The 25,750-nt window shown below is 72.7% G+C and carries 20 protein-coding genes and 3 pseudogenes; 7 read left to right on the top strand and 16 right to left on the bottom strand.

Going from position 1 to position 25,750, the window contains the following annotated elements:
- Positions 1-78: 78 nt before the first annotated feature.
- Complete coding sequence (locus N8I86_RS18595) at positions 79-948, bottom strand: SCO4651 family lipoprotein (RefSeq protein ID WP_263278263.1); 870 nt, start codon at positions 946-948, stop codon at positions 79-81.
- Between the two features lie 194 nt (positions 949-1,142).
- Here N8I86_RS18595 and N8I86_RS18590 point away from each other — a divergent pair, with 194 nt between their 5' ends.
- Positions 1,143-1,328 carry a hypothetical protein gene (locus N8I86_RS18590; protein ID WP_073901314.1) on the top strand — a complete coding sequence of 62 codons (186 nt, stop codon included), beginning with the start codon at positions 1,143-1,145 and terminating at the stop codon, positions 1,326-1,328.
- A gap of 6 nt (positions 1,329-1,334) precedes the next feature.
- Here the strand turns inward: N8I86_RS18590 and N8I86_RS18585 are convergent, their stop codons facing one another.
- From N8I86_RS18585 to mshD, 8 genes and pseudogenes are all read right to left on the bottom strand, one after another.
- Positions 1,335-1,760 carry an NUDIX hydrolase gene (locus N8I86_RS18585; protein WP_263278262.1) on the bottom strand — a complete coding sequence of 142 codons (426 nt, stop codon included), beginning with the start codon at positions 1,758-1,760 and terminating at the stop codon, positions 1,335-1,337.
- A 17-nt stretch (positions 1,761-1,777) separates the two neighbouring features.
- Positions 1,778-2,846, bottom strand: a pseudogene (locus N8I86_RS18580) (CHAD domain-containing protein).
- Entirely contained in the window at positions 2,827-5,181 is a 2,355-nt protein-coding gene (locus tag N8I86_RS18575) for an RNA degradosome polyphosphate kinase (protein WP_263278261.1), read from the bottom strand. Before N8I86_RS18575 ends, N8I86_RS18580 begins: the two are co-directional and overlap by 20 nt.
- 176 nt (positions 5,182-5,357) lie before the next feature.
- Positions 5,358-6,110, bottom strand: coding sequence for a hypothetical protein (locus N8I86_RS18570; RefSeq protein ID WP_073901262.1), 753 nt, complete (start codon positions 6,108-6,110; stop codon positions 5,358-5,360).
- Positions 6,107-7,129, bottom strand: coding sequence for an ABC transporter permease (locus tag N8I86_RS18565; protein WP_263278260.1), 1,023 nt, complete (start codon positions 7,127-7,129; stop codon positions 6,107-6,109). Before N8I86_RS18565 ends, N8I86_RS18570 begins: the two co-directional genes overlap by 4 nt.
- 398 nt (positions 7,130-7,527) lie before the next feature.
- Positions 7,528-8,022 (bottom strand): annotated as a pseudogene (locus tag N8I86_RS39600) (ATP-binding cassette domain-containing protein); the annotation flags it as partial.
- The gene (locus N8I86_RS18555) at positions 8,019-8,462 is read right to left on the bottom strand and encodes a GntR family transcriptional regulator (RefSeq protein ID WP_073901312.1); all 444 of its coding nucleotides are present in this window, start codon (positions 8,460-8,462) and stop codon (positions 8,019-8,021) included. The pseudogene N8I86_RS39600 and the gene N8I86_RS18555, both read right to left, overlap by 4 nt.
- A gap of 102 nt (positions 8,463-8,564) precedes the next feature.
- A complete protein-coding gene (gene mshD, locus N8I86_RS18550; RefSeq protein WP_073901259.1) occupies positions 8,565-9,491 on the bottom strand; it encodes a mycothiol synthase in 927 nt (308 codons plus the stop codon).
- A gap of 178 nt (positions 9,492-9,669) precedes the next feature.
- Between mshD and N8I86_RS18545 the strand changes: the two genes are divergently transcribed.
- The 5 genes and pseudogenes from N8I86_RS18545 to N8I86_RS18525 all read left to right on the top strand — a co-directional run bounded on the left by N8I86_RS18545 (position 9,670) and on the right by N8I86_RS18525 (position 14,934).
- Entirely contained in the window at positions 9,670-11,460 is a 1,791-nt protein-coding gene (locus N8I86_RS18545; RefSeq protein ID WP_073901258.1) for a bifunctional metallophosphatase/5'-nucleotidase, read from the top strand.
- 126 nt (positions 11,461-11,586) lie between these two features.
- Positions 11,587-12,030, top strand: a pseudogene (locus N8I86_RS18540) (ATP-binding cassette domain-containing protein); the annotation flags it as partial.
- 104 nt (positions 12,031-12,134) lie between these two features.
- Positions 12,135-12,971: an endonuclease III gene (gene nth, locus N8I86_RS18535; RefSeq protein ID WP_073901257.1), complete on the top strand. Its 837-nt coding sequence runs from the start codon at positions 12,135-12,137 to the stop codon at positions 12,969-12,971.
- 54 nt (positions 12,972-13,025) lie between these two features.
- Complete coding sequence (locus N8I86_RS18530) at positions 13,026-13,721, top strand: NUDIX hydrolase (RefSeq protein WP_073901310.1); 696 nt, start codon at positions 13,026-13,028, stop codon at positions 13,719-13,721.
- Between the two features lie 13 nt (positions 13,722-13,734).
- The gene (locus N8I86_RS18525) at positions 13,735-14,934 is read left to right on the top strand and encodes a MarP family serine protease (RefSeq protein WP_073901256.1); all 1,200 of its coding nucleotides are present in this window, start codon (positions 13,735-13,737) and stop codon (positions 14,932-14,934) included.
- A 38-nt stretch (positions 14,935-14,972) separates the two neighbouring features.
- On the opposite strand, the gene N8I86_RS18520 is transcribed toward N8I86_RS18525, so the two are convergent.
- The 6 genes from N8I86_RS18520 to N8I86_RS18495 all read right to left on the bottom strand — a co-directional run bounded on the left by N8I86_RS18520 (position 14,973) and on the right by N8I86_RS18495 (position 23,065).
- Positions 14,973-15,152, bottom strand: coding sequence for a hypothetical protein (locus N8I86_RS18520; protein ID WP_263278259.1), 180 nt, complete (start codon positions 15,150-15,152; stop codon positions 14,973-14,975).
- A 160-nt stretch (positions 15,153-15,312) separates the two neighbouring features.
- Positions 15,313-16,245 carry an alpha/beta fold hydrolase gene (locus tag N8I86_RS18515; RefSeq protein WP_073901254.1) on the bottom strand — a complete coding sequence of 311 codons (933 nt, stop codon included), beginning with the start codon at positions 16,243-16,245 and terminating at the stop codon, positions 15,313-15,315.
- The gene (locus N8I86_RS18510; protein WP_073901253.1) at positions 16,242-16,730 is read right to left on the bottom strand and encodes a phage holin family protein; all 489 of its coding nucleotides are present in this window, start codon (positions 16,728-16,730) and stop codon (positions 16,242-16,244) included. The genes N8I86_RS18515 and N8I86_RS18510 overlap by 4 nt, the downstream gene beginning before the upstream one ends.
- 55 nt (positions 16,731-16,785) lie before the next feature.
- Positions 16,786-18,228, bottom strand: a complete 1,443-nt coding sequence (gene nhaA / locus N8I86_RS18505) for a Na+/H+ antiporter NhaA (protein ID WP_263278258.1) — start codon at positions 18,226-18,228, stop codon at positions 16,786-16,788.
- A 205-nt stretch (positions 18,229-18,433) separates the two neighbouring features.
- Positions 18,434-20,389, bottom strand: coding sequence for an acetate--CoA ligase (gene acs, locus N8I86_RS18500; protein WP_073901251.1), 1,956 nt, complete (start codon positions 20,387-20,389; stop codon positions 18,434-18,436).
- 117 nt (positions 20,390-20,506) lie between these two features.
- Entirely contained in the window at positions 20,507-23,065 is a 2,559-nt protein-coding gene (locus N8I86_RS18495; protein ID WP_263278257.1) for a SulP family inorganic anion transporter, read from the bottom strand.
- 339 nt (positions 23,066-23,404) lie between these two features.
- On the opposite strand from N8I86_RS18495, the gene N8I86_RS18490 reads away from it, so the two are divergent.
- Complete coding sequence (locus N8I86_RS18490; RefSeq protein ID WP_263278256.1) at positions 23,405-24,667, top strand: polysaccharide deacetylase family protein; 1,263 nt, start codon at positions 23,405-23,407, stop codon at positions 24,665-24,667.
- A 3-nt stretch (positions 24,668-24,670) separates the two neighbouring features.
- Here the strand turns inward: N8I86_RS18490 and N8I86_RS18485 are convergent, their stop codons facing one another.
- Positions 24,671-25,651, bottom strand: a complete 981-nt coding sequence (locus tag N8I86_RS18485) for an ATP-binding protein (RefSeq protein WP_198960550.1) — start codon at positions 25,649-25,651, stop codon at positions 24,671-24,673.
- Positions 25,652-25,750 lie beyond the last annotated feature (99 nt).

Here is a 25,750-nt window from a genome sequence, read left to right as displayed (position 1 = left end):
CACCGACTTCCTAGAGTAGGCAGGGCTCCACACACCGCGCATGGCACGGACGGGCTACTTACGGGGTGGTGTCCCGGACTAGTGCGCCGGTTCGCCGCCGGCCGTCGCGTCCCCCGCGATCCGGCCGGCGTAGATGTCCGACCCGCGTGGCAGGCGTACGTCCGCGGGGGCGCCGAAGGCGTAGAGCAGCGTCGTCGAGGCGACCGCCACCGCGTTCTTCTCCCGGCCGTTGACGAAGCTGAAGCGCTGCCGGAGCTTGCGGATGCGGCCCTGGTCGTCCAGGTAGGCGTCGAACGGCACCCGGGCGCTGGCGAACCCTGTCGCCGCCGCCGCGAGGGCCGCCCGGCCCTCGGCGGAGGCGTAGCGCGCCGCCACCCCCAGGTCGGCCGTCCCCCGGTAGTGCCGCACCGGCGTGCCGGCGACCTCGGTCCGGCCCAGGTAGGCCGCCGTACGCGTGCCGCGCAGCACCTCGGCCGCCGCGTACGGGTCGGTCGCGCCGCCGGTGACCAGGTTGCCGTCGGACAGGGTCGCCGTCTCCACCCGCACCCATTTGTCGGCCGGTACTCCGGCGCCCCGGTTCTTCATGAACAGGGCGCCGGGGGCCAGGAGCTCGGTGATGGGCCGGTGCTCCGAGGTACCGGTGGGGTCCTCCGGGAGCACGACGGTGAGCCGGCCGAGCCGGCGCCGGTAGTCGTAGACCCCTCTGCCGCGGATGGTGACGCGGGTGCCGCCGGTCGCCATCTCCATCGAGGTGGTGGCCTTGGAACTGCCCGCGCCGCGCAGGGTGTCGGCCGCCCGGTGCAGCACGGCCACCGGGTCGCCGCCGCCCTTGACGTCCTCGGCGGCGGCTCCGCTGGGGGAGCAGCCCGTGGCGACCGTGCCCAGGCCGAGCATGATGCCCACCGCGACGACCGTCCTGCCCGCGTGCCTGTGCTGCCGCCGATCCATGGCCTGCCTACCCCCAGCCGGTACGTCCGTCACGGGCACCCTGTCGACCGGTTAACGACCGGTAGGGGGCGCCGTCACGCACGGCGGGGGGCGCGGGGGAAGGCGTGGGGAGCCCGGGGTGGCGCGAGAGGGCGGGCGGGGAACGGGGGAAGACCGTGTGCCTCCCCGGCCGCGGCCTCGGTAACGTTGTCGCCGTGGCAGTCGAAGCGGCACAGCAGGACGGGCCGGAGCCTGCCCGCTCCGGGGGGCAGCACCTCACCACGACGTCGGAGCAGGGCCGCTTCTGTGTCGCCAGATGCAGCTGCGGCTGGCGCGGTCCCGCCCGCCGGGCCCGGAGCCAGGCCCGCACGGACGCCGAGGGGCACGCGGCGGCGCCGTGACGGGGCTCAGCCGCCCCGTCCCAGGTGTTCGGACGGCCGGAGCAGGGCGTCCACCAGGTCCCGGTCGCGGGGCTGGGTGAGCCGGCCGCGGGCCGCCGCGGGGGAGAGCCACAGGATCCGGTCCACCTCGTCGTTCGGGGTGAAGTGGCCGGAAACCGCCTCCGCCGCCCAGTACCGCACCTGTTTCGGGCGGCCGCTCGCCAGGTAGTGCATGGTCGGCAGCTCGCCGCCGGGCTCCGCCGTGTACCCGGTCTCCTCCGCGACCTCGCGCAGGGCGCCCGCGAGCGGATCCTCACCCCGTTTGAGCTTGCCCTTGGGGTGGGACCAGTCGTCGTACTTCGGCCGGTGGACCAGGCAGATCTCCAGGTCGCCGGCGACCGGGGAGCGGCGCCACAGCACGCAGCCCGCGGCCCGGACCGGGGTCTCCTCCACACCGCCTCCTCGGGGGATCAGGGCACCTTGGCGGTCTGCTTCTGCCAGGCCTGCTGGAAGGCGAACCGGGCCGCCTCCACCTCGTGCCGCTGGTCGGCGTGGAGCACCCCGAGCGCGTAGGCCGTCGCGGGCGCGATGCGGGGGTGCGGGCCGCCTGCGCGGCCGCCGCGGCCGCCTCCGAGGCGTCCCGGTGCCGGTTCAGGGCCTGGCCCGCCGTCAGCAGCCGCATCTCGACCGGGAGTTTGCCGCCGTGCAGCACCTCGCGGGCGTACCGGTGCAGGCGCAGCAACAGGCGGACCTGGTGCCAGGGGCCGTCCTGGGGGTGCGGTGCCGGGTCCGGGGACAGTCCGTGGACCAGGGCCTCCGCGTTGTAGGGGTGGCCCGCGGTGACCAGCGGGAGGGCGGTGACGGCGTCCGTGAGGCGTTCCTCCGCGGCGGCGGCCGGCGGCCGCAGGTCCGCGGTGGCCGCGGCCGGGGTGAGGGGCACCTCGCTGGCGAGTACGGCGACCCTGTCGGCGACGGCGTGGAAACGGCTCGAACCGAGCGCCTGGAGGGCGGTGGAGTGGGCCCGGGTCCGGGCGAGGGTCAGCTGGCGTTCGAGCAGCGCGCCCGCTTTCGCCGCGCCCACCGTGAGGTTGCCGCGCTCCTGGGCCGCCGCCGGATGGGCCGGGCCGGCGGAGTTCGCCGGCGCCGACGTGGTGGCGACGGCCTGCGCGGGGAACACCGCGGCCCCCGACAGGCGGTGCAGCGCCAGCAGCAGCCGCTCCAGCCGGCCCTCGTAGGCGTGCTCCAGTCCCAGCGTGCCGGACAGCCAGGCCAGTTCGGGCCGCATCTCCTCGGACCAGTCGGGGTCGAGGAGGGGGCGGAAGGTGTGCAGGCTGCCGCTGATGCGGCGGGCCGAGCGGCGCAGGGCGCGCGCCGCGTCCACGGACCCCCGGCGCCGGCCGCGGAGCCGCCGCCGGTCTCCCGGTGCAGGCGCAGCGCGCGGAGGAACTCCGTGGCCTGGGCGCGCAGGTAGCCCGCCAGGGACTCTCCCGTCACCACCCCGGCCGCGGGGTCCGTCGGGTCAAGGTGTTGCTGTGCCACGCCGGCGCCTCCGGGCGTCTATGAGCATCTCCTGGATGTTGCGCAGGGGTTGGCCGTCCGCGTCGGTCGCGTGTCGCGTCCACTCGCCGTCCGGGCCGAGGTGCCAGGAGGCGGTGCCGTCGGACATGCCGGTGTCCAGCAGCCGGTTGAGGGCTGCGCGGTGGCCGGGGTCGACGACCCGGACCAGGGCCTCTATCCGGCGGTCGAGGTTGCGGTGCATCATGTCGGCGCTGCCGATCCACACCTCCGGCTCACCGCCGTTGCCGAAGGCGAAGACCCGGGAGTGCTCCAGGAAGCGGCCGAGGATCGAGCGGACCCGGATGTTCTCCGACAGGCCGGCGACTCCGGGGCGGACGGCGCAGATGCCGCGCACCCAGACGTCGACCGGGACGCCGGCCTGGGACGCGCGGTAGCAGGCGTCGATGACCGCCTCGTCGACCATCGAGTTGACCTTGATGCGGACGAAGGCCGGGCGGCCCGCACGGTGGTGCTGGACCTCCTTGTCGATCCGCGTGACCAGTCCGTCCCGCAGGGACTTGGGGGCCACCAGGAGCCGGCGGTACGTCTCGCGGCGCGAGTAGCCGGACAGGCGGTTGAAGAGGTCGGACAGGTCCGCGCCGACCTGGGGGTCGGCGGTCAGCAGGCCGAGGTCCTCGTACAGGCGGGCCGTCTTCGGGTGGTAGTTGCCCGTGCCGACGTGGCTGTAGCGGCGCAGGGTCTCGCCCTCCTGGCGGACCACCAGGGAGAGCTTGCAGTGCGTCTTCAGGCCGACCAGGCCGTAGACGACGTGGCAGCCGGCCTCCTCCAGCTTGCGGGCCCACTTGATGTTGGCGTGCTCGTCGAACCGGGCCTTGATCTCGACCAGGACCAGGACCTGCTTGCCGGATTCGGCGGCGTCGATGAGCGCGTCGACTATCGGGGAGTCGCCGGAGGTGCGGTACAGGGTCTGCTTGATCGCGAGGACGTCCGGGTCGGCCGCCGCCTGCTCCAGGAAGGCCTGCACGGAGGTGGAGAAGCTGTCGTACGGGTGGTGCAGCAGCACGTCACGCGCGCGCAGGGCGGCGAAGATGTCCGGCGCGGACGCCGACTCGACCTCGGCGAGGTCGCGGTGGGTGCCGGCGATGAACTTCGGGTACTTCAGCTCCTGCCGGTCGAGGCTGTGGATGCGGAAGAGGCCGGTGAGGTCCAGCGGGCCGGGCAGCGGGTAGACCTCCGCCTCGGAGACCTTCAGCTCGCGGACCAGCAGGTCCAGCACCTCGCGGTCGATGGACTCCTCGACCTCCAGGCGCACCGGCGGGCCGAAGCGGCGCCGCATGAGCTCCTTCTCCAGGGCCTGCAGGAGGTTCTCGGCGTCGTCCTCCTCGACCTCGAGGTCCTCGTTGCGGGTGAGGCGGAAGGCGTGGTGCTCCAGCACCTCCATGCCCGGGAACAGCTCTTCCAGGTGCGCGGCGATGACGTCCTCGATGGGGACGTAGCGGCCGGGGCTGCTCTCCAGGAAGCGGGACAGCAGCGGCGGCACCTTCACGCGCGCGAAGTGCTTGTGGCCGCTGACCGGGTTGCGTACGACGACGGCCAGGTTCAGCGACAGGCCGGAGATGTACGGGAACGGGTGCGCCGGGTCCACCGCCAGCGGGGTGAGAACCGGGAAGATCTGGTGCCGGAAGAGCGTGAAGAGCCGTGCCTGCTCCTTCTCGGTCAGCTCGCTCCAGCGGACCAGGTGGATGCCCTCCTCCGCGAGTGCGGGGGCGACGTCCTCGTGGTAGCAGGCGGCGTGCCGGGCCATCAGCTCGCGGGAGCGGGCCCAGATCATCTCCAGCACCTCGCGCGGCTGGAGGCCGGAGGCGGAGCGGGTGGCGACCCCCGTGGCGATCCGGCGCTTCAGACCGGCCACCCGGACCATGAAGAACTCGTCCAGGTTGCTGGCGAAGATCGCGAGGAAGTTGGCGCGTTCCAGCAGGGGGGTGTTGGGGTCCTCGGCCAGTTCCAGGACGCGCTCGTTGAAGGCGAGCCAGCTGCGCTCCCGGTCGAGGAAGCGCCCCTGCGGCAGGGGCGTGCCGTCGGCCCGCGACTCCTCGTAGGCGTCGAGGTCGGCGTCGAGGTCGGGCTCGAGGTCGGAGACCGCCGCGGACACCGCGTGCTGGCGGTGCGCGGCGATGGAGCCCACGGAGGGCTGCGGGTGCTGAACCTCTGCCTGGGTGTCTTGCTGACTCATGAACCCATTCTTCCGCGCGAGGGGCGTCACAGGCGCGTCGGAACGTGCGGGCGGGAGCGTCACGGCCCCGTTCGGCGCGGACCCCTCGGGGGGCGGCGAAGGCTCTGGCACGGCGGGCTTCATTGGCCGAGCGTCGCAAGCCTGGCTGAATCGATGGTTACGGAGACATGACGTGCGGGATAGCGCGGGGCGGCTCCCGGGGGTCTTCGTCGCGAAAGCGACGGATTTCGCACCGGAAACGACGATCCCGTGCGTCCCTCCCCCCGCGGAGGGACGCACGGGCCCGGGGCGCGGCCGTCTCAGACGGCCCGGCGGCGCAGTACGGCGTAGGCCGCGGCGGTCGCGAGCAGGGTCAGGACGAGGACCATGCCGGTGGCCGCGAGGTTCAGGGAACGGAATCCGTGCAGCGTGCCGCGCAGCGGCTGCCAGAGGTCGCGCAGGGAGGACCGCAGGAGCAGGGTGGCGGCCAGGGCGACGCCCAGGGCGGGCAGCGTGCGGCCCAGGGCCAGCCCGGCGAGGACACCGGCGGCGAGGGCGAACAGCACCAGCGCGGGCAGCAGCGGGCCGCGCGGGACGAAGACGCGGTCCCAGCTCCAGTTGGTGACCAGGACGTCCCGGTCGGCGCTCCACACCCGGTCGAAGACCACGGCGAGGACGGCGCCGCCGGTCAGCAGCGGTACGGCGGCCACGGTGAGCTTCGCGGTGAGCCAGCGGGCGGGGGAGGCCGCCTGGGTCCAGGCCAGCTTCGCGGTGCCGGACTCCAGCTCGCGGCCGACGAGGGCGCCGCCCGCCCAGGCGGCGACCGCGCACGGGGCGTAGGTGAGGACGGTCCCGACCAGGTTCATGACGTTGTTGACGTCGGTGAGGGCGGTGTAGCTGCACCAGCCGCCCGGCCGCCGGCAGGCCCGGTCCCGGGGCGCCCCGGAGAGGTGCACCCAGAGCAGTTCCCCGACGACGAGGACGACGAAGGCGGCCCAGACGAGCAGGGCGGGGCGGTGCAGTCGCAGCAGGGTGCGGCGGACGGCCGGGCGGGTGGGGGCGAGGGCGGTCACGCGGCGGCTCCTGCGAGGGTGTCGGTCGACGGGGTCCCGGCGGCCGCCCCGGCGGTCCGCAGGGGGCCGGTCAGCCGGCGCAGCGCCAGGAAGGAGCCGGCCGCCAGCAGCCCGGTGACGGCCAGCAGCAGCGCGGTGGTGGTGAGCTGGAGCGGCCAGTAGTGGGAGACGGGATGGTAGGTGGTGAAGTAGCCCACCGCCCGGTCGTAGGCGGCGCTGCACCCGGCGCCGGTGTCGCAGTCGGGGATCGGCAGACGGGCGCCCGTGGCGGACACCAGGCCCTGGTCGACGACGAGGCCGTCCACGTTCGGGTAGTCCTCGTCCAGAGCGCTGGTCAGGGTGACCGCCGGCCACAGGCGGGGCATGAGCAGCGCGGCCGCCCCGGCGATGCCCAGGGTGGCCACCGCGCCGGCGATCAGCGCGGGCAGCGTACGGCGCAGCAGCAGCGCCGCCAGGGTGCCGGCCGCGAGTCCGGCGAGGGCCAGGGCGGCGACGGTGGGGCCGCCGGCGTTGAAGGTGAGGAGGTCGTACCAGCGCTTGGCGGTGTCGATGCGGCCGTCGCCCGCGGCCCAGGCGAGGCGGTGCAACCGGCACAGCAGGCCGGTGCCGACGGTGACGGCGGCCGCGGGCAGTGCCAGCCGGAGCGTCAGCCAGCGGGCCGGTGAGGTGCTCTGCGTCCAGGCCAGCCGGGCCGTGCCGGACTCCAGCTCGCGCCCGATCAGGGCGGCGCCCGCCCAGGCGGCGACCAGGACGGGCAGCGCGTTCAGGGCGAGGTTGGCGTAGCCGGCGAAGTCCTTGTAGCGCAGGATCGCGTCCTGGTCGTAGGTGCACCGGCCGCGGCCCTGGCAGGCGTTGTACTGCCGCCAGCCCTCGGCGGCGGCGTCGGTGAGCGGGCCGCGCAGGGCGAGCAGCAGGGCGGCCAGCGCGACCACCAGGCACGCCCAGACGATCAGCGCGGGGCGGTGCAGGCGCAGCAGCCAGCGGGCCGTGCGGGGCCGGCCGGCGGGGGCGGCCGTCACGCGGCACTCTCCTCGGCCGGGGCGGTGGCCGCGGTCAGCGCGGGGGCCTGGGGGTTGCGCAGGTGGGCGAGGACCAGCTCCTCCAGGGACGGTGTGGAGCGGAGCCAGTCGGCGGGGAGCGGTCCGGCGGGGCGGACCAGCGCGGTGAGCTGGCGGCCGGTCACCCGGGACTCGACCACGGTGTGGGGGTCGAGGCCGGCGGAGTCGGCGGCGCCGCTCACCCGCACATGGGCGGCGAGCAGGTCGTCGATCTCCCCGGACAGCCGTATCCGGCCGCCGCCGACCAGCAGCAGGTGGTCGCAGGAGTCCTCCAGCTCGGCGACGACGTGCGAGGACATCACGATCGTGGTCCCGTGCCGGGCGGCCTCGGCCATCAGCGTCCCCATCAGCTCGTGCCGGGCCAGCGGGTCGAGGTCGGCCATCGGCTCGTCCAGGAGCAGCAGTTCGGGCCGCTTGCCGAGGGCCAGGGCGAGGGCGACCCGGGTGCGCTGGCCGCCGGAGAGGGTGCGGACGCGGGACCCGGGGTCCAGGTCACCGCCCGCGACGACCTGCTCCGCGAGGGCCGCGTCCCAGCGGCCGGGGTTGAGGTCGGCGCCCATGCGCAGCGTCTCGGCGATGGTGAGCTGCGGGTACAGCGGCTTGTCCTGGGCGATGAAGCCGACCCGGGGGCGGGCCTCGGCCGGGCCGGTGCCGAGCACCCGTACGCGGCCCTCCGTGGGGGGCAGCAGTCCGGCGGTGAGGGCGAGCAGCGTCGACTTGCCGGCGCCGTTGGGCCCGACGACGGCACACACCCGGCCCGTGGGCAGCCGGAAGGCGCAGTCGCGCAGCGCCCAGCCGCCCCGGCGCCCGAAGCGCCTGCCGAGGCCGATGGCCTCGATCGCCGTGTCGCTCATGAAGGTTCTCCCTGGAAGTGCTGTTCGGGTGCCTGACGGAGGGGCGCCGGCGGATGCGGGGCGGGCGCCGCGAAGTGCTGGTCGAGTACGGCGGTGAAGAGCGCGGCCACGTCGTCCCGGTCCAGGCCGGCCGTGGCGGCCCGCGCCGCCCATTCCTCCAGCTCCGCGCGGAGGGGGGAGTCGGCCGGAGCGGCGCCCAGTGAGCGCCGGACGAAGGTGCCGAGTCCGCGCCGCGCCTCCACCAGGCCCTCGCGTTCGAGTTCGCGGTAGGCCTTGAGGACGGTGTTGGGGTTGATCGCGGTGGCCTCGACCACCTCGCGGGCCGTCGGCAGCTTGTCGCCCGGCCGCAGCAGGCCGAGGCGGAGCGCCTGTTTGGTCTGCTGGACGATCTGGACGTACGTGGCGACCCCGCTGTGCCGGTCGATGCGGTACTCGACCACCCGGTGCACCACCCTTTCACTAATTGAGTAGTGAAAGGGTGGTGCAAAAGAGGGGCGGCCGTCAAGCCGGCCGCCCCTGGCCCTCCGGAAGAGGGGTGTCCGTCAGGTCTCGGTGCGGTACATCAGGTCGGTCTCGTGCACCGTGAACCCCAGCCGCTCGTACACCGACACCGCCGCCGTGTTGTCGGCGTCGACGTAGAGCATCGCGGTCGGCAGCTGCTGGGCCGCCAGATGGCGCAGGCCGATGGTGGTGAGGGCCTTGCCGAGGCCGCCGCCCTGCTCACCGGGCCGCACCCCGAGGACGTACACCTCGCCCAGCCCCTCCTCGGCGTGCACCTTGGTCCAGTGGTAGCCGATCAGCTCCCCGCGCCGCTCGGCGAGGAAGAACCCGGACGGGTCGAACCACGCCTGGCCCTTGCGGTCGTCGAGGTCCCGCTGGGTCAGTGAGCCCTGCTCGGGATGGTGGGCGAAGGCGGCCGCGTTGACCGCCAGCCACCCCGCGTCGTCCTTGCCGGGCACGAAGGCGCGCACGGTCACGCCCTCGGGGAGCACCGGGTCGGGCAGCGCGAGGCCGGTCAACGGGCGCCTCATCTGCCGCAGTTCACGGAACAGGGTCAGGCCCAGCACCTGGGCGAGGTGCCGGGCGGCCGCGTGCCCGCCGTGCGCCCACACCCGCAGCCGCTTGCCGGAGGCCGCGAGCAGTGCCGCGCCGAGCGCCCGCCCGTGCCCGTGACCCCGGTGGGCGGGGTGCACGACCAGTTCGGCGGCGGGTGCCTCCACCGGGTCGGTGTCCTCCAGCTGCGCGTAGCCGACGAGTTCGCCGTCCACGTCCAGCAGTAGATGCGTGACGCCCTCGCGGGCGCCGCCGCGCAGCTGGAGCCGGCCCTGCTCGGACACCGGCTGCTGGCCGTCGACCCGGGCGGCCTCGGCGAGCAGGTCGAGCACGGCCTCGGCCCGGTCGGGTGCGAGTGCGTCGTAGGTCTCGATGGAGCGGGAGGGGAAGGCCCGTACGGTGTCGTCGCTGCTCATGCGTACGAGGGTACGGCGCGGCCGGGGCGAAGTCCCGGTACCGCAGCCGGTACGGGAACGGCAAAGAATCCGGCAAAGGGAAACCAGGATGTAACCACGAACCCCCTGTCGCGCTACGCGCGTTGACCTTAGGCTGCGCTGCCGGTCCACTCATCACCGCGACCCACAGGGGGGTCCCATGCCAGCCGCACTCCGGCGCAGACGCCGTACCTCGGCGCTCCTCGCGACGACCGCCGCACTCGCCACGGCCGCAGCCCTGGCCGCCGCGCTGCCCGCGCAGGCGCACACCGACAAGGGCGGCCACGGCCGTCCGAGCCGCTACCAGGACGTGCAGCTGCTGTCCTTCAACGACCTGCACGGCAACCTCGAGCCCCCGTCGGGCTCCTCCGGCCGGGTCACCGAACTCCAGCCGGACGGCACCACGAAGACCGTCGACGCCGGTGGTGCCGAGTACCTCGCGACGCATCTGCGCACGGCCCGGCAGGGTCACCCGTACTCGATCACCGCGGCCGGCGGCGACATGGTCGGCGCCTCCCCTCTGCTGTCGGGCCTGTTCCACGACGAGCCCACCGTCGAGGCGCTCAACAAGCTGAAGCTGGACGTCACCTCGGTCGGCAACCACGAGTTCGACGAGGGCGCCCGGGAACTGGCCCGCCTCCAGAACGGCGGCTGCCACCCGACGGACGGCTGCTACACCGACAAGCGGTTCGAGGGCGCCGACTACCCGTACCTGGCGGCGAACGTCCTCGACGAGAAGACGAAGCGGCCGATCCTGAAGCCGTACTGGGTCTGGAAGAAGAAGGACGTCAAGATCGGCTTCATCGGCGTCACCCTCGAGGGCACGCCGAACATCGTCTCCGCCGACGGCGTCAAGGGCCTCGCCTTCAAGGACGAGGTCGAGACGATCGACAAGTACGCCAAGGTGCTCCAGCGCCAGGGCGTGCAGTCGATCGTGGCCCTGATCCACGAGGGCGGCTTCCCGGCCTCCGGCGCCTACAACTACGACTGCGACGCCGCGGGCGCGGGCTCCGGCATCTCCGGTCCGATCGTGGACATCGCGAAGAACGTCACGCCGGCCGTCGACGCCCTCGTCACCGGCCACACCCACAACGCGTACGTCTGTGACATCCCGGACCCGTCCGGCCGTCCCCGCATGGTCACGTCGGCCGCCTCCTTCGGCCGCCTGTACACGGACACCACGCTGACCTACGACCGCCGCACCGGGGACATCGCCCGCACGGCCGTGAAGTCCGCGAACCGCGTGGTCACCCGGGACGTCCCCAAGGCGCAGGACATGACGGACCTGATCGCCCGCTGGAACACCCTGGCCGCCCCGATCGGCAACCGCCCCATCGGCTGGATCTCCGGCGACATCGGCAACACCGGCACCGAGTCGCCGATGGGCGACCTGATCGCCGACGCGCAGCTCGCCCACGGCAAGGAGCTGGACCCGAAGACCAGCCTCGCGCTGATGAACCCGGGCGGCGTGCGGGCCGGGCTGACCTACGCGGCCAAGGGCGCCGAGGGCGACGGGGTCGTCACCTACGCCGAGGGCTTCACCGTGCAGCCGTTCGCCAACACCGTGAACCTCCAGGACTTCACCGGCGCGCAGCTCGTCCAGGTCCTCAAGGAGCAGGTGAGCGGGCCCAACGCGGCCGCGCCGAAGATCCTGCAGCCGTCCGCCGGACTCACCTACACCCTGGACATGACCAGGTCCGGCGCCGACCGCGTGGTCACCGACTCCATCCGTCTGAACGGTGCCGCGATCGACCCCGCGGCCACCTACCGCGTCGCCACCAACAGCTTCCTCGCGGGCGGCGGCGACGGCTTCCCGACGCTGGGCCAGGGCACGAACGACGTGGTCGGCTCCGACGACCTGGCGGCGCTGGAGAAGTACCTGACGGCGAACTCCTCGGCCGGCAGCCCGATCGCTCCTCCCGCCACCGACCGGATCACCGTCGTGCAGTAGGAATCACCCGGTGAAACCTGTGTGAACACCTCCACGGTTCCGAAATACCCCTGAGAATTCCTCTCAGGGGTATTTCATTGAGGTCTCAGCGGATTCGGCCTCTCGCGGCTTTCTGGTGTCGCCCCGATCGCCCCCGGCACCGCCGCCCTCTCCGGCGGCCAGCTCCAGCGCATCGCCATCGCCCGCGCGATGCTCCGCGGCGCCCCGGTCCTCGTCCTGGACGAGCCCACGGCCGGGCTGGACGCGGTGGCCGCCCGCCAGGTGGTCCGGCCGCTGCGCCGCCTGACGGCGGGCCGTACGACGATCATGATCACGCACGATCCGAGCCTCGCCCCCGACGCCGACCGCGTCCTGGTCGTCGAGTACGGCCGGCTCGTGGAGAGCGGCTCCCACGAGGAGCTGCTCGCACGGGGCGGCGCCTACGCGCGGCCGGCATCCCCGCTGCCGCGGGCCGCCGCCGCACCGCCCGCCCCCACGGCCCCGACGCTGCCGGTGACCCCGACGCTCCCGGTGTCCCGTCCCAGGCGTCCCCGGTGTCCCCCGTGCCTCCGGCGCACGAGGACACGGTGATCCCCCGGTGGTGACCCGGGCGGCCACCGGCGATCTCCGGCCGTCCGGCCCGCCCTCGCGGTGATCCACCACCGGTGCCCCCGACGTCGGCGTAGCCTTCGTGCATGGCAGTGAGCAAGGTGCGCAAGGCGGCCGCGTCGGTGACCGAGGCCGTGAAACCGTGGAAGCCGGAATCGCGGACGGCCCTCGTACGGCGGGCACGCAAGATCAACCGCGAACTCGCCGAGGTCTACCCCTACGCCCACCCCGAGCTGGACTTCACGAACCCCTTCCAGCTGCTGGTCGCCACCGTGCTGTCGGCGCAGACCACCGACCTGCGGGTCAACCAGACCACCCCGGCGCTGTTCGCGAAGTACCCGACCCCCGAGGACCTGGCCGCCGCGAACCCCGAGGAGGTCGAGGAGATCCTGCGCCCGTGTGGCTTCTTCCGCGCCAAGACCCGATCGGTCATAGGGCTGTCCAAGGCGCTCACCGAGGACTTCGGCGGCGAGGTGCCCGGAAAGCTGGAGGACCTCGTCAAGCTGCCCGGCGTGGGCCGCAAGACCGCCTTCGTCGTGCTCGGCAACGCCTTCGGACGGCCCGGGATCACCGTGGACACCCACTTCCAGCGGCTGGTACGGCGCTGGCGGTGGACCGAGGAGACCGACCCGGACCGGATCGAGACGGCCGTCGGCGCGCTGTTCCCGAAGAGCGACTGGACCGACCTGTCCCACCACGTGATCTGGCACGGCCGCCGTATCTGCCACGCCCGCAAGCCCGCCTGCGGTGCCTGCCCCATCGCCCCGCTCTGCCCCGCCTACGGCGAGGGCGAGACCGACCCGGAGAAGGCGAAGAAGCTCCTGAAGTACGAGAAGGGCGGCTTCCCCGGCCAGCGGCTCAACCCCCCGCAGGCCTACCTCGACGCGGGCGGCAGGCCGGCCCCGCCACTGGGGGCCGCGTGACGGAACGAACCCGGGACCCTCGGGCGTTGGACAGGCGAAGCGACGGGGGTGGCGATGACGAGGGCCAGTGAGACACGGGGCGACGCGGTGACGCTCAGCAAGGAGGGGCTGCCGGACTGGCTCGACCCGGTCGCGCGGGCCGCCGAGACCGTCGAGCCGCTCCAGCTCAGCCGCTTCCTGCCGCCGGAGAACGGCTCGGGCCGCCAGTCCGCGGTGCTCATCCTGTTCGGCGAGGGCGAGCGGGGCCCCGAGCTGCTGCTCATGGAGCGTGCCGGCTCCCTGCGCTCGCACGCCGGGCAGCCGTCCTTCCCGGGCGGTGCGCTCGACCCGGAGGACGGCGACCCGCACGGCGACGGCCCGCTGCGTGCCGCGCTGCGCGAGGCCGAGGAGGAGACCGGCCTCGATCCCTCCGGGGTGCAGCTCTTCGGCGTCCTGCCCCGGCTGTACATCCCGGTCAGCAGATTCGTCGTGACGTCCGTGCTCGGCTGGTGGCGCGAGCCGAGCCCGGTCGGCGTCGTCGACCCGAACGAGACCGCGCGGGTGTTCACGGTCCCCGTGGCGGATCTCACGGACCCCGCCAACCGCGCCACCACCGTCCACCCCAGCGGACACCGAGGTCCGGCATTCCTGGTCGAATCCGCCCTGGTCTGGGGCTTCACGGCCGGAGTGATCGACCGGCTGCTGCACTACGCGGGCTGGGAGCGCCCCTGGGACCGGGAGAAGCAGGTCCCACTCGACTGGCGCTCATGACAGGGTGTCGTTTGTGAACGTGCTGGACATCCTGTTGCTGGTCGCGGCCGTGTGGTTCGCGGTCGTGGGCTACCGCCAGGGCTTCGTCGTCGGCATCCTGTCGGTGATCGGGTTCCTGGGCGGTGGTCTCGTCGCCGTGTACACGCTGCCGGTCGTCTGGGACGCCATGACCGAGAACTCGGAGGTCGGCACCACCGCGGCCGTCGTCGCCGTGATCGTCGTCATCGTCTGCGCCTCGGTCGGCCAGGCCCTGACCACCCACCTCGGCAACAAGCTCCGCCGGCACATCACCTGGTCCCCGGCCCGCGCCCTCGACGCCACGGGCGGCGCGCTGGTCAACGTCGTCGCGATGCTGCTGGTCGCCTGGCTGATCGGTTCCGCCCTCGCCGGTACGACGCTGCCGACGCTCGGCAAGGAGGTCCGCGGCTCCAAGGTGCTCCTCGGTGTCTCCCGGGCGCTGCCCGCGCAGGCCGACACCTGGTTCGCGGACTTCTCCTCGGTCCTCGCGCAGAACGGCTTCCCGCAGGTCTTCAGCCCGTTCTCCAACGAGCCCATCAAGGACGTCCAGCCGCCCGACCCGGCCCTCGCGCACAGCGCCGTCCCCACGCGCGCCCAGCGGTCCATCGTCAAGGTCACCGGCACCGCGCAGAGCTGCGGGAAGGTCCTGGAGGGCACCGGGTTCGTCTTCGCCGACCGCCGGGTCATGACCAACGCGCACGTGGTGGGCGGGGTCGACGAGCCGACCGTGCAGATAGGCGGCCAGGGCCGCAAGTACGACGCCAAGGTCGTGCTGTACGACTGGAAGCGCGACATCGCCGTCCTCGACGTACCGGACCTGAAGGCGACCGCCCTGAAGTTCACCGGCCGGGACGCGACCGGCGGTGACGGCGCGATCGTCGCCGGCTTCCCGGAGAACGGCTCCTACGACGTCCGCGCCGCCCGCGTACGCGGACGCATCACGGCCAACGGCCCGGACATCTACCACCGCGGCACCGTGCGCCGTGACGTCTACTCGCTGTACACGACCGTCCGTCAGGGCAACTCCGGCGGACCGCTGCTCACGCCCGACGGCAAGGTCTACGGCGTGGTGTTCGCCAAGTCCCTGGACGACGCGGACACCGGGTACGCCCTCACCGCGGACGAGATCCGGGCCGACGCCGACCGGGGAAGGACGGCGAACGAGCAGGTGGGTACGGACAGCTGCGCCCTGTGAACGCCCGCCGCATCAGGGGCGGGAGCGCAGCCGGGTGTTCAGCCCCGGGGGTGCCGCAGACGCATCGACACCCACCGGGCCCGGCGGCGCAGGATACGCGGGATCCCCACCCGGAGGTCCGCTTCCGCGAGTTGCGGGGTGCCTCGCTGAGGCGTGCTCAGCCCGCCGGCCGAGCGGCGGTTGCGGGGTGCGTCACTGTAGTCGTGCGTCCAGCCCATACCCCGACGTGTGCCCCCGCCCGAAGGTCGATAACCGCCTCGGCGGCCCCCAATTGGCCTATGCGGCAGGCATGTGGCCGTTCGAGGGACAAGTGTTCAGCAACCGGATACTCCGCGCATCGATACCGTCACGGAACGGTCATCCGGGCGGGCCGTCCCGTCACCGGTCCGGTTCGGGATCCTTCAGCCAGTTGACCAGTTCCGTGGAGAACGCCGACGGGTCCTCCTCGTGCGGGAAGTGCCCGAGACCGTCGAACAGCCGCCAGCGGTACGGCGCTTCGACGTACTCGCCCGAGCCGGCCGCGCTGCGCACCCGGCTGACGGGGTCCAGGGAGCCGTGCAGATGCAGCGTGGGCACCCGCACCGGCCGCTTCATCCTGCGGTAGAACTGGACGCCGTCCGGACGCGCCAGGGAGCGCACCAGCCAGCGGTACGGCTCGATCGAGCAATGCGCCGTGGACGGGATGCACATGGCCCGCCGGTACGTCTCCACCGCCTCGTCCTCCGGCGGCCGCGGCCCGGACCACTCCCGGATCAGACGTCCCACCAGCGCCCCGTCGTCCGCGGTGAGTTGACGCTCCGGCAGCCACGGCCGCTGGAAACCCCAGATGTAGGAGTTGGCGGCCGTCTGCCGGGCGTCCCGCAGCATCGCCGCGCGCCAGCGCCGCGGATGCGGCATCGACACCACGGCGAGGCGGCGGACCAGCTTGGGCCGCATCGCGGCCGCCGTCCACGCCAGATATCCGCCGAGGTCGTGCCCGACCAGCGCGGCGTCCGGCTCGCCGAGCGAGCGGATCACCCCGGTGACGTCGAGGGCGAGGTTCGCCGGGTCGTACCCGCGGGGCGTGCGGTCGCTGCCGCCGACGCCCCGCAGGTCCATCGCCACCGCCCGGTACCCGGCGTCAGCGAGCGCGACGAGCTGGTGCCGCCAGGTCCACCAGAACTGCGGGAAGCCGTGCAGCAGCAGCACCAGCGGGCCGTCGCCGAGTTCGGCGATGTGGAATCGGGCGCCGTTGGCGGCGACGTCCCGGTGGGTGACCTGCCGGCCGTGGGGCAGATCGATCCGGACGGCCGAGGGGGCGGGTTCGGTCATGACGACGAGCGTGCCACAGCCTCGATGGCGGCGGGGGTCCGCTCCTCGGGCAGCTCAGGGCGCGGGTGCGGCTTGGCGTTCTGCAGGACGCTCGCCGACTCCTTCATCGAGGACGCCACCTTCTGCGGGCCCTGCTCCTTCTTCGCCTTCTTCGCGAACACCACGCCGATGAGCGCGAGCAGGCCGGCGACCAGCACATTGGCCGCGAACGACAGCAGGAAGCAGACGGCCAGGTTCCAGCCGCTCCAGGTACGGATGCCGTACGCCAGCGCGAAGTTGAGCATCGGCAGGGAGAACACCAGCACGGCGCCCGCCAGCGAGAAGGCCCCGCCGCTCGTCGCGCCGCGCTTCACGTCGCGCTTGAGCTGGGCCTTGGCCAGCGCGATCTCGTCGTGCACCAGCGCCGACAATTCGGTCGTCGCCGAGGCGAACAGCTGGCCGATGCTGCGTTCGGCGCCGACCGGGCTGCCGTCGGGTGCGCTCATCGCGTACTCCCTCTGAGGTCTCTCGTGCCGTCTGGTTTTGTACCGTCTCGTCAGATCATGCCGGACGGTCGCCCTCCTCGCCTGCCCCGCCCGCCACTTCCTGAAGCCCGTGGCGGGCCGCGGCGGCCCTCTCGGCGGCGATCCGCCGGTGCTCGGCGGCCTTGTTCTCGTGGATCTCGGCCATGCGCAGGTGGTACGCCGGGTCGTCCTGCTCGTAGACGTCGGGGACGCCGTCGTGGTCGTCGTCGCGCTCCTCCTCCGCGCACAGCCGGCGGTACCGGGCGTTGCGGATCTTCAGCAGCGCCGTCGCGCACACCGCCGCGATCAGCGATCCGCAGAGGACCGCAGCCTTCACCTCGTCGGTGAGGACGGCGTTCGGGGCGAAGGCCAGCTCGCCGATGAGCAGCGAGACGGTGAAGCCGATCCCGGCGAGGGAGGCCACCGCGAACACGTCCGCCCACGCGAGGTCCTCGCTGAGGGAGGCACGGGTGAACCGGGCGGTGAGCCAGGTGCCGCCGAAGATGCCGAGGGTCTTGCCGACGACCAGGCCGAGGACCACGCCCAGCGTCTCCGGCTGGGTGAACACGTCCCGCAGCGCCCCGCCCGAGACCACCACGCCGGCGCTGAACAGCGCGAACAGCGGCACACAGAGGCCGGCCGACAGCGGCCGCACCAGGTGCTCGATGTGCTCGCCGGGCGCGTGCTCCTCGCCGTCCCGGGTGGTGCACCGGAGCATCAGGCCCATCGCCACGCCGGCGATGGTCGCGTGCACGCCGCTGTTGTACATCAGCGCCCAGATCACCACGGCGAGCGGGACGTACACCCACCAGCCGCGTACGCCCTTGCGCAGCAGCAGCCAGAAGACCAGCAGGCCGGCGGCGGCCCCGCCGAGCGCGGCGAAGTTCAGCCGGTCGGTGAAGAAGACGGCGATGATCAGGATCGCGAAGAGGTCGTCGACCACCGCGAGGGTGAGCAGGAAGGCGCGCAGGGCGCTGGGCAGCGAGGTGCCGATGACCGCGAGGACGGCGAGCGCGAAGGCGATGTCGGTGGCGGTGGGCACGGCCCAGCCCTGGGTGGAGCCGTGCCCGGCGAGGTTGGTGAGGGTGTAGACGAGCGCGGGTACGGCCATGCCGCACAGTGCGGCCACCACGGGCAGCACCGCCGCCTTCGGGTCGCGCAGGTCCCCGGCGACCAGTTCCCGCTTGAGTTCGATGCCGGCGACGAAGAAGAACACGGCGAGGAGGCCGTCGGCGGCCCAGTGGGCGACGGAGAGGTGCAGGCCGAGCGCGGCGGGGCCGAAGTGGAAGTGACCGACCGCCTCGTAGCTGTGCCGCAGGGCGGGGACGTTCGCCCAGACCAGCGCGGCGACCGCGGCGAGCAGCAGCAGGACGCCGCCGACGGTCTCGGTGCGCAGGGCGTCCGCGACGAAGGTCCGCTCGGGCAGCGACAGGCGCCCGAGGACCTTGCGGGGGGAAGCGGGGCTGCGGGGCGCGGTCACGGCGGGACCTCCGGTGGGTGGCAGGACGGCTCACATGCCGACCAGACTTCCCGGCGCACCCATGACTCTTCTCGGACCTTTGACGCTTTCCTTACTTTACCCAACGTCCGGGCGGGCCGCCGTGCCGGTGATCCGCCCCCGGACGCCGAGGGGGGGCACCCGGCGCCATCGCGTCCGGGTGCCCCCTCGGGTCCTCCTGTGCCGGTCAGTCCTCGCTGGACGCCGCCGGCAGCTTGGTCTGGATGAGGTCCATGACCGTGGAGTCGGTCAGCGTGGTGACGTCACCGAGCTGCCGGTTCTCGGCCACGTCGCGCAGCAGACGGCGCATGATCTTGCCGGAGCGGGTCTTCGGCAGCTCCGCCACCGGAAGGATCCGCTTGGGCTTGGCGATCGGCCCGAGCGTGGCGCCCACGTGGTCGCGCAGCTCACCGACGAGCGCCTCGGTCTCCGCGGCCGTGCCCCGCAGGATCACGAAGGCGACGATCGCCTGGCCGGTGGTGTCGTCCGCGGCGCCGACGACGGCGGCCTCGGCGACCGACGGGTGCGAGACGAGCGCCGACTCCACCTCGGTGGTGGAGATGTTGTGCCCGGAGACGAGCATGACGTCGTCGACCCGGCCCAGCAGCCAGATGTCCCCGTCGTCGTCCTTCTTCGCACCGTCACCGGCGAAGTACTTGCCCTCGAAGCGGGACCAGTAGGTGTCGAGGAAACGCTGGTCGTCGCCCCAGATGGTGCGCAGCATCGACGGCCACGGCTCGGTCAGCACCAGGTAGCCACCGCCGCCGTCGGGCACCTCGCGCGCCTCGTCGTCGACCACCGTCGCGCTGATGCCGGGCAGCGGGCGCTGCGCCGAACCGGGCTTGGCCTCGGTGACGCCGGGCAGCGGCGAGATCATCATCGCGCCGGTCTCGGTCTGCCACCAGGTGTCCACGACGGGCGTCCGGTCGGCGCCGATGTGCTTGCGGTACCAGATCCACGCCTCGGGGTTGATGGGCTCGCCCACCGATCCGAGCACCCGCAGGCTGCTGAGGTCGAACTTGGCGGGGATGTCGTCGCCCCACTTCATGAACGTCCGGATCGCGGTGGGTGCGGTGTACAGGATCGTCACGCCGTACTTCTGCACGATCTCCCAGAACCGGCCCTGGTGCGGGGTGTCCGGCGTGCCCTCGTACATCACCTGCGTCGCGCCGTTGGCCAGCGGGCCGTAGACGATGTAGGAGTGCCCGGTCACCCAGCCGACGTCGGCCGTGCACCAGTACACGTCCGTCTCCGGCTTGAGGTCGAAGACCGCCCAGTGGGTGTACGCCGTCTGGGTGAGGTAGCCGCCGGAGGTGTGCAGGATGCCCTTGGGCTTCCCGGTGGTGCCGGAGGTGTAGAGGATGAACAGCGGGTGCTCCGCCTCGAACGCCTCCGGGGTGTGCTCGGCGGACTGCCGCTCGACGAGCTCGTGCCACCAGGTGTCGCGCTCGCCGTTCCAGGCCACGTCCTGCCCCGTACGGCGCACCACGAGGACGTGCTCGACGTTGCCCGCCTTGGCGACCGCCTCGTCGACGGCCGGCTTCAGCGCGGACGGCTTGCCGCGCCGGTAGCCGCCGTCGGACGTGATGACGACCTTGGCGTCCGCGTCCTGGATGCGGGTCGCGAGCGCGTCCGCGGAGAAGCCGCCGAAGACGACCGAGTGCGCGGCGCCGATGCGGGCCGAGGCCAGCATCGCGATCGCCGTCTCCGGGATCATCGGCATGTAGATGGCGACCCGGTCGCCCTTGCGGACGCCCAGCTCCAGAAGGGCGTTGGCGGCCTTGGAGACCTCGTCCTTCAGCTCCGCGTAGGTGATCGCGCGGCTGTCGCCGGGCTCACCCTCGAAGTGGATGGCGACGCGGTCCCCGTGCCCGGCCTCCACGTGCCGGTCCACGCAGTTGTACGCGACGTTCAGCTCGCCGTCCTTGAACCACTTGGCGAACGGCGGGTTCGACCAGTCCAGGGTCTCGGTCGGCTCCTTGGCCCAGGTCAGCCGGCGGGCCTGCTCGGCCCAGAAGCCGAGCCTGTCAGCCTTGGCCTGTTCGTACGCCTCCGCGGTGACATTGGCGTGCGCGGCCAGGTCGGCGGGCGGCGCGAACCTGCGTTCTTCCTTGAGCAGGTTGGCCAGGCTCTCGTTGCTCACGACATCTCCCTTTCCAAGGGTGTCCGTTGTGTCCCAGGCCACAGCTCATCAGACGCGGGGGTGCGATGACAAGGGTCGACGGAAAAATTGGTTTAGACCTGTCCGGCGGTCCGCCGCTCACGCCGGACTGCGTACCTCCTCCTCCTGCTCGGCGGCGCCTTCCACGTTCCCCTCCACGCCGTGTTCGAAGCCCGCGGCCGGTCCTGGGGCGACCTCCGCCGGATGGTCCTCCATGACGCCCTCGAACACCCCGCCCCCTTCCGTTCCCGTCAGCAGATACGCCTGCGCCTCGCCCACGTGGAAGTACATCCCGTGCAGCTCGAGAGCGCCGCCGGCCAGCGCCCGGGCGACCGGGGGGTGCGCCCGGAGATGATCCAGCTGCTGGACGACATTGGTCAGGCACAGCTCCTCCACCGCGTCCGCGGGCGCCCGCCCGGCCAGCCGGGGCCGGGTGTGGCGGTCACCGGCCATCCGCGCGAGGCTCGGCAGCCCGTGCCGCAGCCAGCGCCGCAGCGGGGTGTCACCAGCGGCGGCGCCCCCGCCCGGGCCGACGCCGTCCGGGCTGACACCGTCCGGGCTGACACCGTCCGAGCCGACACCGCGGCCCGTGCTCGCGTGGCCGGCGTCCGTACCGCCGGCGCCGGCGGTGTCCGCGTCCGTGGTGTCGCCGTCCGTGTCCCCGCCCCTCGTCTCCGCGGCCAGCAGCGCGTGCACGGCCCCGCAACCGGAGTGCCCGCACACGGTGATGGAGCGCACCCCCAGCACGTCCACCGCGTACTCGATGGCCGCCGCGACCGAGTCGTCGCCGTGCTCCTCACCCGGCGGCGGCACCAGATTGCCGACGTTGCGGACGACGAACAGGTCGCCGGGACCACTGGCGGTGATCATCGACGTGACGAGCCGGGAGTCGGCGCAGGTGAGGAAGAGCTGCGAGGGCTGCTGGCCCTCCCGGGCGAGCCGCGCCAGCTCCTTGCGCACCAGCGGCGCGGTGTTCCGCTGGAAGGAACTGATGCCGCGCGCCAGCTCCCCTCTCGGCGCACGCCCTTCCGGCGCGCGGGCGCTCTCGCCCGCCGCGACGCAGGACTGATGGTTGCGCCAGGGCGTCCAGGGGCCGCACCGGCAGCCGGCGTGCGTGGCCGGCTCGGCGGTCCGGATCCCCCCGCGCCGGCCCGACAGCTCGGCCGTACCGCCCCGTGCGGTGTGGGTGTTGCGCCAGTCCTGCAGTGACTCGTACGCCGCGTGGTCCATGAACGACCCGCTCAGTTCCACGACGGCGTGGGCGCCCTGGGGCACGAGATGCAGGGCTCTGCTGAGCCGGGGAACGGCGAGGAACGTCAACTGGCCCCGGACGCGTACGTGATGGACTCCCTTCATCTCTTCGTGGGTGATGCGGGTGCGGGTGAGGCGGTGCAGGGCGACGGCGACCGCCACGGCGACCCCGAGGAGCACGCCCTCCAGGACGCCGAAGGACACCACGCCGAGGGTGGTCACGACGTAGACCGGCACTTCGCGGTGGCGCGTCACCGTGCGGATGTGGTGCAGGGACACCATCTGGATGCCGACGGCCATCACCAGGGCGGCGAGGGAGGCGAGCGGGATCGCCTCCAGGAGCGGGACCATCAGCAGCGCGGCCGCCACTACGAGAACGCCGTGCAGCATCGTGGAGTTCCGGCTGACGGCACCCGCGTTGACATTCGCCGTGCTGCGCACGGCGACCCCCGCGACCGGCAGTCCGCCGAGCGCCCCCGAGAGGATGTTGGCGGCACCCTGGCCCAGCAGTTCCCGGTCCAGGTCGGACCGGCCGACGCGGGACTGGGCGCCGGGCCGCGCCGCGACCAGCTTGTCCACGGCCACCGCCCCGAGCAGCGACTGCACGCTGCACACCAGGGTGGTGGTGAGCACGGCGGCCACCACGCCGAGCACCGGGCCGTCGGGCAGCCCGGCCAGCGCGTGGCTGCTCCAGGACGGCAGGCCGACCCGGGGCAGGGACAGCCCGGTCAGGGCGGCGGTCACGGTGGCCCCGGCGACCGCGACGAGCGCGGCCGGCACCTTGCGCAGCCCCCGTCCGACGCGGCCGGGCAGCCGAGGCCAGGCCAGCAGCAGGGCCAGCGTCAGCACGCTCACGAACACGGCGGCCGGCTGGACGCGGACCAACTGGGCGGGCAGGGCGCGCAGGTTGGCGAGGACGGAGCTGTCCGGGCTGCCGCCGAGGACGATGTGCAGCTGGGCCACGGCGATGGTGATGCCGATGCCCGCGAGCATGCCGTGCACCACGGCCGGGCTGACGGCGAGCGCGCCGCGTGCCACGCGCAGGCAGCCGAGGCCGAGCTGGGCGAGACCGGCGAGGACGGTGATGCCGCAGGTGGCCCGCCAGCCGTACTGGTGGATCAGGTCGGCGGTGACGACGGTGAGTCCGGCGGCGGGCCCGCTGACCTGAAGCGGGCAGCCGCCGAGCCGGCCGGCGACGATTCCGCCCACGGCGGCGGCGACCAGTCCGGCCTGGAGCGGGGCGCCGGTGGCCAGGGCGATGCCGAGGGACAGCGGCAGGGCGATCAGGAAGACCGCGACGGCCGCGGACACGTCGGCGCCCTCGACCGGGAGGCGGCGGCGCCCCGGCGCGGGGCTGGGCGATGGCGGGGAGTGCTCGGTGTGCGGGGGTGCGCAGGCTGATGGCATGTTCCCGTCTCCTCCGGGGCGGCGCGGTCGCGGACTGGATGGGGCCCCCGTCCAGGGGCGGGGGTCGGTCGCGGCCGTGGGTCACGGCGTGCAGCGGCGGGATGGAGCAACGCTCGGTAAATGAACCGTAATGCCACGTAAAGACAATGCATAACTTTTCGGGGCAAATGGCGCATCCGTTCACCCTGCCGAGCGAAGTAATCATTTGATCGGCTTGTCGTACTAATTCCTTCTCGGTCCCGTGCGACCTTGGCGGCGCTGTCGGTGCAAGCCCGGCACATGCGCAGAAATGACCCACGGTCAGCGTGTGCCTGAGAGAAGGAAGAAGGTGGGCGGAACATGGCCGCCACCCAGAGGATCGCCGTCGGCGCCACGGTCGCCGCGGCCTGTGCCGCGTCGCTCGCCGGTTGCGCGAACGGCTCCCACGCGTCGAAGGAAGGGGTGTCCGGCCCGAAGGGGGCGCCCGCACCCCAGAGTGTGGTCCGGCTGATCGGCGACGGATCCACCGCGTACACCGGTACCCAGCCGCACCTGCCCCGCCCCGAACGGCTGAAGCCCGGTCAGAAGCCGCCCCAGTTCGTCGTGTTCTCCTGGGACGGCGCCGGTGAGGACAGCCAGAAGCTGTTCTCGCACTTCCGCAAGGTCGCCAAGGAGAACCACGCGACCATGACGTACTTCCTCAGCGGTGTGTACCTGCTCCCCAAGGAGAAGCGGAACCTGTACAAGCCGCCGCAGCACTCACCGGGCAGCTCCGACATCGGCTTCAACGACGCGCAGGGCATCGCCGACACCCTCAAGCAGGTACGACTGGCCTGGCTGGAGGGCAACGAGATCGGCACCCACTTCAACGGCCACTTCTGCGGGCCCGAGGGCGGCGTCGGCACCTGGTCGGTGGACGAGTGGAAGAGCGAGATCGCCCAGGCCAAGCAGTTCGTGAAGAACTGGAAGACCAACACCGGCATGACGCAGGCGGCGGCCCTGCCCTTCGACTACGACAAGGAGCTGATCGGCGCCCGCACCCCCTGCCTCGAAGGGAAGAAGAACTTCACCGAGGCGGCCCGCCGGCTCGGCTTCCGCTACGACTCCAGCGGTGTCGACGACCAGCTCTGGCCCAAGAAGAAGGCGGGCCTGTGGGACCTGTCCATGCAGCTGGTGCCCTTCCCCGGCCACACCTTCGAGCAGCTGACCATGGACTACAACTTCATGGCCAGCCAGTCCGGCACCGAGACCCAGGGCGACCCGGACATGTACGACTACTGGGGCGACCAGATGCGCGACGGCCTGATCAAGGGCTTCTACCGGGCCTATGACGGCAACCGCGCGCCCCTGATCATCGGCAACCACTTCGAGTCCTGGAACGGCGGCACCTACATGCGCGCCGTCGAGGAGGTCGTACGGGAGGTGTGCAACAAGCCCGAGGTGCGCTGCGTGTCCTTCCACCAGCTGGCCGACTGGCTGGACGCCCAGGACCCGGGGACGCTGCAGAAGATGCGCACCCTCAAGGTGGGCGAGGCACCCCGGCAGGGCTGGGCGTCCTTCCTCTCCGGCCGCCCGGCACCGGCGCCCAAGGGCGTCCCCGGGGCGCCGGCCGTCAGGCAGTAGGCGTCAGACCGCGGCCGCCACGCCCTCGCGGAGCACGAACCCGGGGTCGACCTGCGCCGCCAGGTCGGCCCCGGTGCGCTCGTTGCCCCACGCCTCGGCGTTGCGCAGGTGGAAGTGCACCATCTGACGGGTGTACCGCTCCCAGTCGCGCAGCCCGTACGTGGCGTCGGCGGTGGCGCGCAGGGTCTGCAGGGCGCCGGCGTTGGCCTCCTCCAGCAGATCGAACCGGGGCGGGCGGCCCTTCTCCATGGCGCGCACCCAGTCCGAGCGCCCGACCGTCACCAGCAAATCCTCCCCGACCTCCGCGCGCAGGAAGTCGACGTCGTCCTGCTCCTGGATCTTGTTGCCGACGACCTTCAGCGAGACGCCGAAGTCGCGGGCGTACTCCTTGTACTGGCGGTAGACGGAGACCCCCTTCCGCGTCGGCTCGGCGACGAGGAACGTCATGTCGAACCGGGTGAACATCCCCGAGGCGAAGGAGTCCGAGCCCGCGGTCATGTCGACCACCACGTACTCGTCGGGGCCGTCGACGAGGTGGTTCAGGAACAGCTCCACCGCTCCCGTCTTGGAGTGGTAGCAGGCGACCCCCAGGTCGGCTTCGGTGAAGGGGCCGGTGACCATCAGCCGGACGGCGCCGCCGTCGAGCTCCACGGGGCGCGCGCAGGCGTCGTAGATCGGGTTGGGCTCGCGCACCCGGACGAGCCGCGAGCCCTCGCCGGGCGGGGTGGTCTTGATCATCGTCGCGGACGAGGTGATCCGCTGGTTGCTGCCGCGCAGATGCTCCTTGATCTCGGGCAGCCGTTCGCCCATCGCGGGCAGCGCGGCCGCCTCCGCCTCGTCGAGGCCGAGGGCGGGTCCGAGGTGCTGGTTGATGTCCGCGTCGATCGCGAGGACCGGGGCGCCGGCGGCCACGAGATGCCGGATGAAGAGGGAGGAGAGCGTGGTCTTGCCGCTGCCGCCCTTCCCGACGAAAGCAATTTTCATGTTCACCAAGGGTAGTCGGGTGATAGCTCTGCGTGGCAGGGGGAGTGAAGAAGACCACTCCATCGTGGGGCGGCCCGCCGGGGTGCGTAGTGTCGTACT

Origin of the sequence: Streptomyces albidicamelliae, assembly GCF_025642175.1 — a bacterium.
GTDB classification, from domain to species: domain Bacteria; phylum Actinomycetota; class Actinomycetes; order Streptomycetales; family Streptomycetaceae; genus Streptomyces; species Streptomyces albidocamelliae.
Note: the sequence above shows the minus strand (reverse complement) of the source record. Positions and strands in the feature narration are given on the sequence as shown.

Excerpts from the sequence above, each read along its gene's own strand:
- N8I86_RS18595 (WP_263278263.1), bottom strand. The coding sequence starts at position 948 with ATGGATCGGCGGCAGCACAGGCACGCGGGCAGGACGGTCGTCGCGGTG.
- N8I86_RS18575 (WP_263278261.1), bottom strand. The coding sequence starts at position 5,181 with ATGAAGCCCGCCGTGCCAGAGCCTTCGCCGCCCCCCGAGGGGTCCGCG.
- mshD (WP_073901259.1), bottom strand. The coding sequence starts at position 9,491 with ATGAGCAGCGACGACACCGTACGGGCCTTCCCCTCCCGCTCCATCGAG.
- N8I86_RS18545 (WP_073901258.1), top strand. The coding sequence starts at position 9,670 with ATGCCAGCCGCACTCCGGCGCAGACGCCGTACCTCGGCGCTCCTCGCG.
- nth (WP_073901257.1), top strand. The coding sequence starts at position 12,135 with ATGGCAGTGAGCAAGGTGCGCAAGGCGGCCGCGTCGGTGACCGAGGCC.
- N8I86_RS18530 (WP_073901310.1), top strand. The coding sequence starts at position 13,026 with ATGACGAGGGCCAGTGAGACACGGGGCGACGCGGTGACGCTCAGCAAG.
- N8I86_RS18520 (WP_263278259.1), bottom strand. The coding sequence starts at position 15,152 with ATGGGCTGGACGCACGACTACAGTGACGCACCCCGCAACCGCCGCTCG.
- N8I86_RS18515 (WP_073901254.1), bottom strand. The coding sequence starts at position 16,245 with ATGACCGAACCCGCCCCCTCGGCCGTCCGGATCGATCTGCCCCACGGC.
- N8I86_RS18510 (WP_073901253.1), bottom strand. The coding sequence starts at position 16,730 with ATGAGCGCACCCGACGGCAGCCCGGTCGGCGCCGAACGCAGCATCGGC.
- N8I86_RS18495 (WP_263278257.1), bottom strand. The coding sequence starts at position 23,065 with ATGCCATCAGCCTGCGCACCCCCGCACACCGAGCACTCCCCGCCATCG.
- N8I86_RS18490 (WP_263278256.1), top strand. The coding sequence starts at position 23,405 with ATGGCCGCCACCCAGAGGATCGCCGTCGGCGCCACGGTCGCCGCGGCC.
- N8I86_RS18485 (WP_198960550.1), bottom strand. The coding sequence starts at position 25,651 with ATGAAAATTGCTTTCGTCGGGAAGGGCGGCAGCGGCAAGACCACGCTC.